The sequence below is a fragment of the Mesorhizobium sp. M0060 genome (assembly GCF_040323155.1).
GTDB lineage: Bacteria > Pseudomonadota > Alphaproteobacteria > Rhizobiales > Rhizobiaceae > Mesorhizobium.
Window position 1 is genome coordinate 86,046 of sequence record NZ_JAMYUP010000007.1, and the last position, 13,930, is coordinate 99,975.

The 13,930-nt window shown below is 63.8% G+C and carries 15 protein-coding genes and 1 tRNA gene; 7 read left to right on the plus strand and 9 right to left on the minus strand.

The features are described from left to right. Nucleotide 1: 1 nt before the first annotated feature. The 3 genes from NKJ94_RS09765 (at nt 2) to NKJ94_RS09775 (ending at nt 2,814) form a co-directional block, all read left to right on the plus strand. Nucleotides 2-901: a LysR family transcriptional regulator gene (locus NKJ94_RS09765; protein ID WP_352524575.1), complete on the plus strand. Its 900-nt coding sequence runs from the start codon at nt 2-4 to the stop codon at nt 899-901. 84 nt (nt 902-985) lie between these two features. Next, nucleotides 986-1,654 (plus strand): DUF1007 family protein, encoded by a 669-nt coding sequence (locus NKJ94_RS09770; protein WP_352524577.1) that lies wholly within the window; start codon nt 986-988, stop codon nt 1,652-1,654. Continuing rightward, nucleotides 1,651-2,814 (plus strand): nickel/cobalt transporter, encoded by a 1,164-nt coding sequence (locus NKJ94_RS09775; RefSeq protein WP_352524702.1) that lies wholly within the window; start codon nt 1,651-1,653, stop codon nt 2,812-2,814. Before NKJ94_RS09770 ends, NKJ94_RS09775 begins: the two co-directional genes overlap by 4 nt. 25 nt (nt 2,815-2,839) lie before the next feature. Here NKJ94_RS09775 and denD read toward each other — a convergent pair whose 3' ends face one another. The 4 genes from denD to NKJ94_RS09795 form a co-directional block, all read right to left on the minus strand. Continuing rightward, nucleotides 2,840-3,817 carry a D-erythronate dehydrogenase gene (denD, locus tag NKJ94_RS09780; protein WP_352524578.1) on the minus strand — a complete coding sequence of 326 codons (978 nt, stop codon included), beginning with the start codon at nt 3,815-3,817 and terminating at the stop codon, nt 2,840-2,842. Between the two features lies 1 nt (nt 3,818). After that, nucleotides 3,819-4,025 (minus strand): hypothetical protein, encoded by a 207-nt coding sequence (locus NKJ94_RS09785; RefSeq protein WP_352524703.1) that lies wholly within the window; start codon nt 4,023-4,025, stop codon nt 3,819-3,821. Nucleotides 4,026-4,086: 61 nt separating this feature from the next. Continuing rightward, nucleotides 4,087-5,082, minus strand: a complete 996-nt coding sequence (locus NKJ94_RS09790) for a cation diffusion facilitator family transporter (protein ID WP_352524580.1) — start codon at nt 5,080-5,082, stop codon at nt 4,087-4,089. Nucleotides 5,083-5,095: 13 nt separating this feature from the next. Next, on the minus strand, nt 5,096-5,782 hold the full coding sequence (locus tag NKJ94_RS09795) for a GNAT family N-acetyltransferase (RefSeq protein WP_352524581.1): 687 nt from the start codon (nt 5,780-5,782) through the stop codon (nt 5,096-5,098). A gap of 83 nt (nt 5,783-5,865) precedes the next feature. Between NKJ94_RS09795 and NKJ94_RS09800 the strand changes: the two genes are divergently transcribed. Both NKJ94_RS09800 and NKJ94_RS09805 read left to right on the plus strand, forming a co-directional pair. Next, the gene (locus NKJ94_RS09800; protein ID WP_352524583.1) at nt 5,866-7,050 is read left to right on the plus strand and encodes a pyridoxal phosphate-dependent aminotransferase; all 1,185 of its coding nucleotides are present in this window, start codon (nt 5,866-5,868) and stop codon (nt 7,048-7,050) included. 34 nt (nt 7,051-7,084) lie between these two features. Beyond that, on the plus strand, nt 7,085-7,465 hold the full coding sequence (locus NKJ94_RS09805; RefSeq protein WP_352524585.1) for a YciI family protein: 381 nt from the start codon (nt 7,085-7,087) through the stop codon (nt 7,463-7,465). Nucleotides 7,466-7,477: 12 nt separating this feature from the next. Here the strand turns inward: NKJ94_RS09805 and NKJ94_RS09810 are convergent, their stop codons facing one another. Both NKJ94_RS09810 and NKJ94_RS09815 read right to left on the minus strand, forming a co-directional pair. Next, nucleotides 7,478-8,233, minus strand: coding sequence for an SDR family oxidoreductase (locus NKJ94_RS09810; RefSeq protein ID WP_352524587.1), 756 nt, complete (start codon nt 8,231-8,233; stop codon nt 7,478-7,480). Between the two features lie 221 nt (nt 8,234-8,454). Next, complete coding sequence (locus tag NKJ94_RS09815; protein WP_352524589.1) at nt 8,455-9,201, minus strand: tellurite resistance TerB family protein; 747 nt, start codon at nt 9,199-9,201, stop codon at nt 8,455-8,457. Nucleotides 9,202-9,477: 276 nt separating this feature from the next. Here NKJ94_RS09815 and NKJ94_RS09820 point away from each other — a divergent pair, with 276 nt between their 5' ends. Next, nucleotides 9,478-9,837, plus strand: a complete 360-nt coding sequence (locus NKJ94_RS09820) for a YybH family protein (protein WP_352524590.1) — start codon at nt 9,478-9,480, stop codon at nt 9,835-9,837. 23 nt (nt 9,838-9,860) lie between these two features. Here the strand turns inward: NKJ94_RS09820 and trhO are convergent, their stop codons facing one another. Continuing rightward, on the minus strand, nt 9,861-10,781 hold the full coding sequence (gene trhO, locus NKJ94_RS09825; RefSeq protein ID WP_352524592.1) for an oxygen-dependent tRNA uridine(34) hydroxylase TrhO: 921 nt from the start codon (nt 10,779-10,781) through the stop codon (nt 9,861-9,863). Between the two features lie 169 nt (nt 10,782-10,950). On the opposite strand from trhO, the gene NKJ94_RS09830 reads away from it, so the two are divergent. Continuing rightward, on the plus strand, nt 10,951-11,589 hold the full coding sequence (locus NKJ94_RS09830) for a 2-dehydro-3-deoxy-phosphogluconate aldolase (protein ID WP_352524594.1): 639 nt from the start codon (nt 10,951-10,953) through the stop codon (nt 11,587-11,589). Between the two features lie 59 nt (nt 11,590-11,648). Here NKJ94_RS09830 and NKJ94_RS09835 read toward each other — a convergent pair. Further along, nucleotides 11,649-11,722: transfer RNA gene (locus NKJ94_RS09835), tRNA-Gln, on the minus strand. A 112-nt stretch (nt 11,723-11,834) separates the two neighbouring features. Then, nucleotides 11,835-13,673, minus strand: coding sequence for a peptidoglycan L,D-endopeptidase MepK (gene mepK, locus NKJ94_RS09840; protein WP_352524596.1), 1,839 nt, complete (start codon nt 13,671-13,673; stop codon nt 11,835-11,837). Nucleotides 13,674-13,930: the final 257 nt, after the last annotated feature.

The following is a 13,930-nucleotide window of genomic DNA, read 5'->3' on the forward strand; positions in this document are numbered from 1 at the left end:
CATGGATACGCTGACCCGCATGCGCGCCTTCATCGACGTGGTCGAGGCCGAAGGCTTTTCGGCGGCGGCACGCAAGATCGGCCGCTCCAAGGCGCTGCTGTCGAAATATGTGCGCGAGCTGGAGGACGAGCTCGGTGCGCTGCTGCTCAATCGAACGACCAGGCAGTTCTCGATGACCGAGGCCGGCCACACCTATTACCGGCGCGCCTCGGAGATTGTGCGCGAGGTCGACAGCCTTGCCGATGCGGTGCGCGAATCCTCCGGCGACGTGCGCGGCAGGATCAAGCTGTCGGCGCCGCGCACCTTTGCCGACGCGCCGATCGGCCAATCGCTGATCGACTTCGCCAAGCAGCATCCCGACATCGTGCTCGACATTCATCTCGACGACCGTTTCGTCGATCTGGTCGAGGAGGGCTTCGATCTGGCAGTGCGCATTTCGCGGCTGGAAAATTCCTCACTGATTGCGAGACGGCTGGCGCCGTTTTCGGTGCGGCTCTGCGCATCTCCCGAACTGATCGCCAAACACCGTATGCCGGTGCGGCCGCAGGACCTTGGCCGCGTGCCCTGCATCATCGACACCAATGGCCGCTGGCTGACCAACTGGCCGTTCAAGGGCGACAGTGGCGATACGGTGAGTGTTTCGGTGTCCGGCCCGATCGAGGTCAACAGCCCGATGGCGGCGAGGGCCGCCGCGGTGGCGGGATTGGGGTTTTCCATCCTGCCGGATTTCATCGCCGCGCCCGACATTGAAAGCGGCAAGCTGGTGACGGTGCTGGATGACCGCATCCTGCCCGGCGGCGGCATTTTTGCCGTCTATCCGCACCGGCGCTATCTGCCTGCAAAGGTTCGCGTTTTCGTCGACTTCCTGGTGCAGTGGTTCAAGGCACTGGGGAGCGCATGAGCTTCAGCCGCCTTCCGGTCCCATTTTCGCCCCCTTTGTGGTAACTGTCGGCATTCACCGAAGCCGATGGAATCACGACCGAGAATGCACCTGAAACGGCAAGCAATCATGCTGGCTTCGGCCTTGGCGGGGACATTTGCCGCCGTCGGACCGGCTGAGGTGCATCCCCACGTCTTCGCCGAGGCCCGCCTCGAAGTGGTCCTCAGCCCGGATCACCAAACTGTGAAGGCATTGCGCCATCTCTGGCGCTTCGACGATTTGTTTTCGAGCACGGTGATGATGGAATTCGACAAGAATTCCGACCTGAAGCTCGACGACAAGGAGCTGAAGGAAGTCGCCGACACCGTCCATGCTTCGCTGGCGGAGTTCAATTACTTCCAGCTTGTCACCGTCGATGGCAAGGACGTGGCGATGAACCCGCCGCCGCATTTGATGGCCAATTTCGACAACGACCAGCTCATCATCCTGTTCGAATCCGAACCGAAGACGCCGATCAAGCTCAGCGGCAAGATCGATATCGGCGTCTACGACCCGACCTTCTACACCGCGATCGATTTCACCGAGGATGCCAATCTGCAGGTCGATGGCTTGCCCTCGACCTGCACCAGCAAGGTCGTCCGCCCAAACCCGGACGAGGCGATCGCCGAGAACCAGAAGACCCTGACCGACGCTTTCTTCAATGATCCGACGGGCACCGACATGAGCAAGATCTTTGCCACCAAGCTTGAGCTGACCTGTCAGCCGGAAGGATAGATCCAGTGACGAAACCGTCCCTGCGTTTGGCATTCGGCCTTCTGGCCGCCACCCTGGTGATGACGCACTTCCTCGGCTCCGCCCACGCCCAGAGTTCGCTCGGCATCGGCACCAATGACGGGATGGCCCCAACCACCGGCCCGTTTGCCCACATCCTGATGTGGATCAATCTGCGCCAGCAGGAATTCTATCATGCGCTTGCCGGCGCGATGAAGGCGATGCGCCAGGACGGAAGCAAGCTGTGGCTGCTCATCGGCCTGTCCTTTGCCTATGGCATTTTCCACGCTGCCGGCCCCGGCCACGGCAAGGCGGTGATCTCGTCTTACATGGTGGCCAATGAAGTCGCGCTCCGGCGCGGCATCATGCTGTCCTTCGTCTCGGCCCTGCTGCAGGCGCTGACCGCGATCGTGGTGATGCTGCTCGCCTATTTCGTGCTGCGCGGCACCGCTGTCTCGATGACTGACGCCGCATGGTTCCTCGAAATCATGAGCTATGTCTTCGTCACCCTGTTCGGCGCCTGGCTTCTGTGGCGCAAGGCCGGCCCGGCGATCCTGCGCCTGTTCGGCGCAAATCCCGGCTACAGCCTCTCGGCCGCCCACGCCGGCCACGCCGGCCATTCGCATGCCGGCCATTCACATTCAGCGCACGCGACGCATTCCCACGCGCTTAATGCGCATGACGATCACGACCATTCGCATGATCATGATTCCCATGACCACGGCGCCCACGACCAACACCATGCTCATGCTGCGCACGACCATCACCATGCGGTCGGCGAGGTCTGCGACACCTGCGGACATTCGCATGCGCCCGACCCGGCGCTGCTTTCCGGCGACCGTTTCGACTGGCGCACCGCCTGGTCGGCTGTCGCTGCCGTCGGCATCCGTCCCTGCTCCGGCGCGCTGATCGTGCTGAGCTTCGCCTTGCTGAATGGCCTATGGTTCGGGGGCATCCTTTCGGTGCTGGCCATGGCGCTCGGCACGGCGATCACGGTTTCGGCCTTGGCGACGCTTGCGGTGACGGCCAAGAACTGGGCGGTGTACTTCGCCGGCGACGGCCGCATGGGCAACCGCATCCATTCCTTCGTCGAGATCGGCGGCGCCGCCTTCGTCTTCCTGTTCGGCCTGCTGCTGCTGTCGGCCAGCCTGACCGGCGCCTGACCCTCGTTGCGTCCGATCGGGCGCTTTAAATAGAGATCTTGCCGCCCAACTCGTCCTCGACGTAGACGCGGATGATGTCGTCGAAGCTCGTTTCGGCGGCAAAGCCAAGTTCCATCGAGCGTCGCGCCTCGAAGCGTGTCGGCCAGCCTTTGACGATCGCCCAGATCGTCTCGTCGGGCTCCTCGCGGATCAGTTTCACCGCCTTGGCGCCGGCGACACGTTCCAGCGCTTCGATCTGCTCGCCGACACTGACGGCGACGCCCGGCATCGTCAGATTGCGGCGCGGGCCGACGGCAGCGCCGTCGATCTGGGCGGCATGGATCAAGAAATTGACCGCCGAGCGCGGGCTGGCGTGTGTGTGCACCACCGAGCGCGGCACCGGCAGGATCGCTTCATGGCCGCTCAACGGTTCGCGGATGATGCCGGAAAAGAAGCCTGAGGCCGCCTTGTTCGGCTTTCCGGGCCTGACGCAGATGGTCGGCAGCCTGATGCCGATGCCGTCGAAGAAGCCGCGCCGCGTGTAGTCGGCAAGCAGCGCCTCGCCGATCAGCTTCTGCGTGCCGTAGGAGGTCAGCGGCGTCGGATGGAACTCGTCCGGGATGACATCCGGGAATGGGGCGCCGAACACGGCGATCGACGAGGTGAAGACGACGCGCGGCGCAAACCCCGCCAGCCTTATGGCATCGAACAGCGCCCTGGTGCCGTCGAGATTGACGCGATAGCCGAGATCGAAATTCGCCTCCGCTTCACCCGACACGACGCCGGCGAGATGGAAGATCACGTCGGGGCGCGACGCGACCAGATTTGCCGTCGCGCCTGGTGCTGCAAGGTCGCCGGTGTGGAGGGTAATGCTGACACCTTCGAGGACCGGCGCTTGTGGCGGCACGATGTCGTGAAGGTCGAGCGCGGCGATCTTGCGGCCGCTGAGCGTCCCGTCCTTGGCCAGCCGGGCGATGAGTTTGCGGCCGACCATGCCTGCCGCGCCGGTGATCAGAATGCGCATATCAATGATCCTTTTTGCGCTGGCTGCGGCTACGCAACCAGAACACGACGAAAATCGCCACCATGAAGACCGCGGCGACGATGCCGGCAAGAACGGTCGAGACTTTGCCGACCGCCAGCATCACGGTTGGAAGATAATAGGCTGCGATGCCGAACAGCAGCAAAACCCAGGCGGCGCCGATCGCCGCATTGCGGGTATCGCGATCCATCAGGCGGCCCCAGGGAGGCGGGGGTTCATGTTGATCGTTGCCAATACGAAGAACTCCCGAGTCAGTGATAGTGGCCGCGATGCGGTGCCGCATCATGCGCATCGTCGTGCTCGCCTTCATGCTCATGACGGCCGTCATGGCTGTCGGCACATTGGCCGAATTCCGGTTCGACGGTGGCATGGGCTATGCCATGCTCTGCCGCAAGCCGCTTCTTGATCGCGCTGACCGCCATATGCGAATCGACGCCTTCATCCAGGCAGGCGTGCAACGTCGCCATATTGCTGGAGCCGTCGATCGACCAGACATGCATGTGGTGCACCTCGCGCACGCCCTTGACCGCGCCTTCTATGTCCTTGGCGATCAGGTCGCGGTCGAGGCTTGCCGGTACGCCTTCGAGCAGGACGTGGGCGGCTTCGCGCATCAGCGACCAGGCCGTGGACAGGATCAGCAGCGCGACAAGGACCGACAGGATGGGATCGATGGGCGTCCAGCCCGTCGCCAGGATCACCAGCGCCGCAACGATCGCCGCTGCCGAGCCGAGCAGGTCACCGAGCACGTGCAGGATGGCGCCACGCATGTTCAGGCTGCCACGATCGCCGCCATGCAGCACGAAGAAGGAGCCGATGTTGACCAGCAGGCCGGCGATCGCAACGACCAGCATCGGCCCGCCGAGCACCGGGGCCGGTGCTTGCAGGCGGCCCCATGCCTCGTAGACGATCCACAGCGCAATGGCGAAGATGGCGATGCCGTTGGTGTAGGCGACCAGGGTTTTGACCCGGCCAAAACCGTAGGTGAGGCGAACGGTTGCCGGCCGACTGGCAAGATGAAAAGCATACCAGGCAAGGCCGAGCGCGATGCAATCGGCGAGCATGTGGCCGGCATCCGCCAGCAGCGCCAGCGAGCCCGTCAGCAGGCCACCGAGCGCTTCCACGACCATGAAGCCGGCGGTCAGGCAGGCCGCGATCAGCACGCGCTTCTTGTCGGTCGAGCCATGCACATGCCCGGCGCCGTGACTTTGGTCATGCCCCTGCGCATCATGGTCGTGGGTATGCGCCATTTATGAGCTCCTGCTACACCCCGAACTCGGCGCGGAAATCCTCGAGCCGCCGCTTCTGCTGGCCGTCGCTGTCGAAATTGGCCGGAGCGAGCCACGCCTCATAGGCTCTGCGCAGATCAGGCCATTCCTTGTCGATGATCGAATACCACGCGGTATCGCGGTTTTCGCCCTTGACCACAAGATGCTGACGGAAAATGCCTTCGAACTTGAAGCCGAAACGTTCCGCCGCGCGCTTCGACGGCTCGTTGCGATTGTTGCATTTCCATTCATAGCGGCGATAGCCGAGTTCGTCGAAGATGTATTTCATGAACAGGAACTGTGCTTCCGTCGCCGCCGGCTTTCGCGAGATCAGCGGACCCCAATAGATGTTGCCGATCTCGATCACGCCATAGGCAGGGTCGATACGCATCAGCGTCTGGCGTCCGGCGACCTTGCCGCTGGCCTTGTCGATGACCGTGAAGAACAGCGGGTCCTCGCTGGCTTCTGCCTTGTCCAACCACGGCTGGAAGGCGGCGCGGGTTTCCGGCGGGTAGTCTGGCAGCCAGGCAAAGCGGCCGTCGACATCGGGCACTGCCGATGCCTCGAACAGGCCATCGCCGTGTTTTTCGGCATTGAGCGGCTCCAGCCCGACATAGCGCCCCTCCAGCACCTTGCGTTCCGGCCGCGGACGCGGCTGCCAATTCTTGAGGTTTTCCGACACCCGAAGCTCCAATCCGTTTGACTTTTGCGAAAGGACGCTCACAAAAACGCACGCTCGCTGAAAGAACCACACGGACGGGAAAAATGCTCCACACGATTTCGGCCTTCGACCGCCTCGGCGAGGAAAATGCCTTCGCGGTGCTGGCGCGTGCCACCGCACTTGCCCATCAAGGCCGCGACATCGTCAATCTCGGCATCGGCCAGCCCGACTTCAAGACGCCGCAGCACATCGTCGAGGCCGCGATCAAGGCGCTGCGCGACGGCCATCACGGCTATACGCCGGCCAATGGCCTGTTGGCGACGCGCGAGGCGGTGGTGCGCCGCACGCTGGCTACCACCGGCGTCGAAGTCTCGCCCGAGGCGGTGATGATCCTGCCCGGCGGCAAGCCGACCATGTTCGCGGCGATCCTGATGTTCGGCGAGCCGGGCGCCGAGATCCTCTATCCCGATCCCGGCTTTCCGATCTACCGCTCGATGATCGAGTTCACTGGTGCTGCCCCCATCCCGGTGCCGATGCGCGAGGAGAACGGCTTTGCCTTTTCCGCCGAGGAGACGCTGGCGCTGATCACACCGAAGACCAGGCTGCTGATCCTCAACTCGCCGGCCAATCCGACCGGCGGCGTCACGCCGCGAGCCGAAATCGAGAAGCTCGTCAAGGGGCTGGAAGCGCACCCGGACGTCGCCATCCTCTCCGACGAGATCTACGACGTGATGACCTATGACGGCGAGACGCATTGTTCGCTGCTCGCCTTCCCCGAAATCCGTGACCGGCTGATCGTGCTCAACGGCTGGTCGAAGACCTGGGCGATGACCGGCTGGCGCATGGGCTGGTCGATCTGGCCGAATGGCGACAAGGGCGCGCATCTCTACGACAAGGTGCGCAAGCTGGCGGTTAATTGCTGGTCCTGCGTCAACGCGCCGAGCCAGTACGCCGGCATCGCGGCCATCGACGGCCCGCAGGACGACGTCGACAAAATGATGCGCGCCTTCGACCGCCGCAGGAAGGTCGTGGTCGAAGGCCTGAATGCCTTGCCCGGCGTTTCCTGCATCACGCCGAAAGGCGCTTTCTATGCCTTCCCCAATGTTTCCAAAACCGGCTGGAAGGCCAAGAAGCTCGCCTCGGCGCTGCTCGAGGATGCCGGCGTGGCGCTGATCGGCGGGCCCGATTTCGGCATTCTCGGCGAGGGCTATGTCAGGCTGTCCTATGCCAATTCCGAGGAGAACATCCTGCGCGCGCTGGAACGGATCGAAGCGTTCCTGGCGAAGTGAGGACAGGTACACGGCTGAAGAAAGGTGACATCGGATGTTTTATGCCATCCTTGCCTATCATGAGGAAGAAGCAATTGCGGCGCTGACGCGGGAGGAGGATGCGGCGCTGATGACCGACCTGCTCCAGATCAACGATCGGCTTTACCGGGAAGGCACCCTTGGGCCGGCGGCGCGGCTCGGCGCGACACAAGACGCCTGCACCTTGCGCGGGCCAGGCGCCGGAATGGTTATTGACGGCCCCTTCGCCGAGACCAAGGAGCAATTGTTGGGGCTCTATGTCGTCGACTGCGCCAGCCGTGACGCCGCGATCGAAATTGCGCGCGACCTTCGCCGCGTCAATCCGACCGCCGTCTACGAAATCCGCCCGATTTCGCTGTATCTTCCCGGTGTGCCGCTTCCGGCCGCGCAGCCCTAGACCGGACTGCGACTACCCTCGCCCGACAAACGGCATCTTGGTTGCCATCACGGTCATGAACAGCACGTTGGCGTCGAGCGGCAGGCTGGCCATGTGGAGGACGGCATCGGCGACGCGTTCGACATCCATCACCGCTTCGGCAGCGATGGTGCCGTTGGCTTGCGGCACGCCGACCGTCATCGCTTGCGCCATCTCCGTCAGCGCGTTGCCGATGTCGATCTGACCGCACGCGATGTCGAAGGGCCTGCCGTCCAGCGCCAGCGTTTTGGTCAGCCCGGTTATAGCGTGCTTGGTCGCCGTATAGGGCACCGAGCCCGGCCGTGGCGCATAGGCCGATACCGAGCCGTTGTTGATGATGCGACCGCCCATCGGCTGCTGCCTGCGCATGGCGCCGAAGGCGGCGCGAGCACACAGGAACGAGCCGGTGAGATTGACCCCGACGATTTCGTCCCACACTTCGACCGGGATGTCGTCGATCAATGTCGATTTGTAGCTCGTGCCGGCGTTGTTGAAGAGCAGGTCGACGCGCCCGAAAGCCGCCGCCACCGTCTCGAACAGATCGTCGACCTGATCGGCCTTGCTGATGTCGCAAGCAACTGCCAATGCCTTGGCCTGTGACGGACCGGCCGCAGCGATTGCTTCCTCCAGCATCGGCTTGCGGCGGCCGCAGAACACCGTATTCCAGCCGGCCTTGAGCAGTGCCGTGGCGACGCCTTTGCCGATTCCCGTGCCGGCGCCGGTAACGATGGCGGTTTTGTAGTCGGTCATGGCTGTACTCCCTGGAAGAGATGAGCCATCGCAAATGACGGGAACCATGGCAAGCCGGCCTGAAGGCTGTGCTCGCAAAAAGGGCGGCCATTGGCGACCGCCCCTGATCCGAACCGGGCTTGGGAGGAGGAAAGCCGATCCGACTGGCTAAAATGATGCGCTTCCTCGGTTAACGAGAAGCTAACGCGAATAGCGCCGGGCTTCGCGGCTCTTCCCTCAAGCTACCAACGCGAACCGGCCACCGGCTTGGCGGTGCTGCCTGCCGCCGGTACCTTCGCCGCCGTCACCGTCGCCTCGACATGATCGACCAGCGCGTCCGGCAGGCCGAGGCGGCCGGCAAGCAGGTCGAGATAGCCGCGTTCGGCGCGCGTGTCCGGATCTATGGCAAGACGCGAGGCGGTGTAGAGCTCCAGCTTTTGCGCATCGGTCTTGGCGCCGGCGATCAGCACATCCAGATCGAGCGGCGCCTCCAGTTCCGACATCAGGAATTTCTCCGCTTCGGCGCCGATGCCGGCGAGGCTGAGCTTGCCGGCGATCTTCTGCCGCTCTTCATCATCGACATGGCCGTCGGCCTTCGCCGCCGAGATCATCGCCCTGACCAGCGTCAGCGTGAATTCGTCTTCGCCCTGCGGCGCCTGCGACGGATGGAAGGCGGTATCGGCCGGCGGCGGCAGCAATTCCGGTTCGCCGGCAGCTTGCGTCTCGGCCGGCGCATTGCCATTCTTGTAGTTCTGGTAGGCCTTGTAGGCGAGGCCACCGATCGCAGCCAACCCACCAAGCTTCACCGCCGCACCGGTGACCTGACGGCCTGGGCCGGTTCCGAGCAGCACCGCAGCCAGCGCACCGGCGGCAAGCGGATTGTCCTTGGCCATCTGCACCGCCTGTCCGGCCTTGTCGCGGACGGTCGATCCGGTGCCGGGAAGTTGCGAGCCGAGCAGATCGTCGAGGAGCTTCTTGGGATCGAACATCTATGCCTCCAGAATTGGCCCGGCCGAAGGTGCGCGGGCAGGTTTGCACGTCGAAGACCTAGGTCCCGCAGTTTGACATTACAATGACGGGGTGCATCCTTTTGCCCGCTGCCGCGCATGACCTCGAACCGACGTCTGCTGGAATTTCACGCGGAAATCAAACTGCTGCAGCCTCCTTCGGCGCCAAAAAACACGCGGCGCTGCAGACATTGGACGTGTCGAAACCAGCCTCGACTTCGAGGAATGTCGCGGCATGTCCCTTGGGAGGAGCTTAGCATGACCGATGAGACAGACCGCGAGCCGGCACGCGATCCCCAACAACTGGAGCGTCTGCTGATTTCGCGGCAGTGGGTCGGAGACATCGACGGCATGGCAGCGCTTTTTGAGCCGCATGCCGTCATCGACAGCGGTAGCGGACAACTGACGTTCGGCCGCGAAGCCATACGGGCGCTGTTCGCGAAGATCACCGCAACCGGCCGAAAATTTCAGTCCGGAGATCAGCGCCCGGCTGTCATCAATGGCGACCTGGCGCTCACCTCGACCCGGCTTCCCGATGGCACGATCACCACCGAGATCGCGCGCCGGCAGAGCGACGGGACATGGCTGTGGGTCATCGACCGCTTCTCTGTCGCGTAATGTGAAGGTCGCTTAACGTGAAGCTAACTTCCGATGTGGCGATCGCCGCGCGCTTGCGCCAGCTCGACCTGGCGCTGGCGCTCGGCGTAGCGGGCGCGATCTTCGTCCGAGCGGGCATCGAAGCAATGCGGGCATGAAACGCCGGCGGCGTATTTCGGCGACAGCCGGTCTTCTGCTGTCAGCGGATGCCGGCACGCCCGGCAGAGTTCCGCGTCGCCTTCGACCAGCCCGTGCGATACCGAAACGCGCTCGTCGAAGACGAAGCATTCGCCTTGCCAGAGGCTTTGTTCGGCGGGCACGTCTTCGAGATACTTCAGAATGCCGCCCTTGAGGTGGAACACATCCCCGAAGCCGAGCGACTTCACGTAGGCCGTCGCCTTTTCGCAGCGTATGCCACCGGTGCAGAACATGGCGACCTTGCGCCCGTCGAGCTCGTCGCGATGCTGCTCGACCCAGGCCGGGAATTCGCGGAAGCTGGCGGTGGCGGGATCGACAGCGCCCTTGAAGGTGCCGAGCGACACCTCGTAGGCGTTGCGCGTGTCGATGACGATGGTGCCTGTATCTGAGATCAATGCGTTCCAGTCGGCCGGTGCAACATAGGTGCCTGCACCTGCCGCCGGATCGATATTGTCCACGCCCATGGTGACGATCTCGCGCTTCAGCCGCACCTTCATGCGGTGGAACGGCATCGCTGCGGTGCTGCTGTATTTGATCTCGAGGCCGGCGAGACCTTCGATGGATTCGAGATGATTGATGAGCGCGGCGATTGCCGCTTCACTGCCGGCGAGCGTGCCGTTGATGCCCTCACGCGCCAAAAGCAGCGTGCCTTTGATGCCGCGTGCACAGCAGAAGGCGGCGAGCGGCGTGCGTAGTGCCTCGAAGGCGTCGAGCCGGGCGAAGCGGTAAAGCGCGGCGACGCGGAAGGCTTGGCTGGACAGTGTCATCACCGAGCCACTAAACGCTCACGACAGCCGTTTCAAGGCAGAGCCGAGAGCGTTCTACCCGCGGTCGGTTTGGAACACCACGCGTGACATCGCGACACGCCGCGTTTCGTGGACAGAAAAACCGCCTTCTGCTAACCGGTCGAATTGATCAACAGAGGAGAGACGACGAATGCCCAGCACGACCGAAAAGCTCCTGTCGCTCCTCGATGGCCAGCCGGTCATCCCAGTGCTGAAGATCGCCAATCTCGCCGACGCGGTGCCGCTGGCCCGGGCGCTGGCCCGCGGTGGCCTGCCGGCGATTGAGATCACGCTCCGCACCGCCGACGCGCTGGAGGCGATCCGCCGGGTGGCGGGCGAGGTCGAAGACGCCGTCGTCGGCGCCGGCACCATTTTGGACGCCCGCCAGTTCGGCGAGGCGGCGGCAGCCGGCTCGAAGTTCATCGTCAGCCCCGGCATCACCCGCGAGCTTCTCGCGGCAGCCAAGGACAGCGATGTGCCGTTGCTGCCCGGCGCCATCACGCCGGGAGAGGTCATGGCCGCTCGCGAAGCCGGCCTGCGTTTCCTGAAGTTCTTCCCGGCAGAACAGTCGGGCGGCATCGCCTCGCTCAAGGCATTCGCCTCGCCGCTTGCCGACGTGAAATTCTGCCCGACCGGCGGTATCACCGGCAAGAATGCCGCCGACTATCTCAGCCTGCCCAACGTCATCTGTGTCGGCGGTTCCTGGGTGGCGCCGGACGATCTGGTCAAGGCCGGCAAATGGGACGAGATCGAAGCCTTGGCACGCGAGGCGCGCAAGCTCGGGCGCTAGCATCTCCTGCATGAAAAACCCCCCGCCGATCTGGCCTACTTCCGATCTGGTTCGCCGGCTGGTTCCCGCTCATGGGCTCGAACCACGATTCACGCCTTCAAAGGGCGCTGTCCTACCATTAGACGAAGCGGGAGAAATGCTGCCTGTTGGGTAGCATCCCAGCGCGATAGAAGCCAGTGCCAACAGTGGAACGGATGACACGCCGCGCGGTTGCCAGCGCGGCCTTAATGATGTTTGCCCAGCCGTTACTTGGTCTGGAATCGGGCCACCGACATGAACTTGACGGCCTTGCCGGTGAACCGATTGGCGTCGGCCATCTCGTTGCCTGGCTGGAAGCCTACGGTATAGACCTCACTCGGCGCCGTGCGGACGAAGTCGTAGGCGTAGCGCGGCGCCGTTGTGGCATCTGAAACGCTTGCGACATACTCGCCGCTGTGCAGCGCCCAACGGGCAGCCTGCGGCGCGGCAGCGACCACCACCGGCTTGGGGCCAGGTTTCAGGTCGTGGGCGGTGGGCCTGGGTTCCTTGCGTGTGGTCTTCACGCCCGCACCGATGACGGAAGCCGGATCGGAACCGGCCGGGCGGGCAACGATAGCCTCGCGCGGCGATGCGCCATCGTCGCTCGCCGGTTCCTCGAACACCGATGCTTGCTCGGAAAGCGAAGCGACCTGGTATTTGTCGGTCGCGCTGACCCGCTCCAGAACGGCCTTGACCTCGTCGGGCTGGGAACTGTCGGGCCGCGCCGACGGCAATACCGAGAATGCGTCGGTGGCGGTGTTGCTCCGCTCGGTCGCACTCGCCAGCGCCAGCAACACTTGCTTGTCCTGCGGCGCAAAATCGGCCGGCGCAGCAGCGGCTGGCGTAAGATCGGCCGTCAGCGAATGATCGGGCCGCCAACTCGGCACGGGAATGTTGTTGGCCGCGACCTGCACCGGATCGGCGACAGCGGACGGTGCCGCCGAGCCAAAAGGAACACTTGCCGGGGCCTGCGCGGTTGCCACCGCCTGTTCGGTGGACCCAGTCGCGTCCGCCACCCCGAACGGAATGTTTTCAGGCGGTTGGGCGCCGATGTCGGCCTTCGGGCGCGGAGCAAAATCAGGCAGCGGGATGCTGCGCGCCGGCAATGCCGCGATGATCGTCTCCGGCGTGTCATTCTCCGGTTCGGGCGCAGGCGCCGGAGCATCGGCGACTTCCGGAATCGCGGCGCGCTTGGCATCCTGAGGCGCCACGATGGCGATGCCAGGCAGGTTGTTGCTCTTGGCGGCCGGCGCCGGCTTCACGTTGCGAGGCTTTGGCGCTGGCTCGGCCATCGCCACATCGGCGCTGTCGTCCGCCTCGTCGTCGCCGCCGCCGAAGAAGGCCGCCAGGAAACCGCGGGATTTTTTGCCACCGCCGCTTGCGCTGGCCAGTTCGATGGCCGGCGCGCCGGCGCCCTTGCGGGCCTTGTAGGAGGCGAGCGCCTGTTGATAGCCAGGCAGCGGCTTGCCGTCGCTCGGCACATGCAGCGTCTTGCCGTTGGGGAACACGCGCGCCAGTTCCTGGCGGCTGATGCCGGGCCAGTGGCGCACATTGCCGACATCCATATGCACGAAGGGCGAGCCGGAGCTGGGATAGTAGCCGACGCCGCCGCCCTGCATTCTGAGACCGATGTCGCGCAGCTTCTTCAGCGGCACGCCGGGAATGTAGAAATCCATCGCCCTGCCGAGCATGTGCTGACTCTTCTCGGCGACGCCCCTGCTGCGGCTGCGCAGCATCGAATTCGTCGACGGCGAACGATAGCCGCAAACGACCTGGATGTAGTCGGTTGCGCCGCTCTCCCGATAAGCCTCCCAGACCAGGTCCAGCAGGCGCGGATCCATCTTGGTCGGCTCGTTACGACGCCAGTCGCGCAGGATGATGTTGATCTTTCGCAAGCCCGCCTGGTCGTAGCGGCCATTGCGCTTGTAGACGATCTCCGCCTTTTCATGCGTGTGGAGATGATAGAGCTTCAGCGAACGTGTCTCGGCGCTGGCGCCGGTTGCCGCCGCTGCAAGGAACCCGACGGCAACAATCACCGCTGCCAGCCATCTCGGCCAGACGCTCATGTGATAATGTCGCCCGTTTTTGTGTCGTTCGATTCTGTTCAAATCAAAAGGCCTTGCAGGCTGCCGTTTTGTCCCCGGATTTGACCAAACGGATGCGTGGTGTGTGCATCCGAATATCGATCCTAATGGTTAATCATCGCTTATTGAAGCCGAAATGCGGTAACACGGTGGCGATATCCCGCCAAAAATATTGCGCCGGATATCTTGGTAAACCGCTGGTTTAGATCATGTTTCGGCGCTTGCCCGAAACACGATCT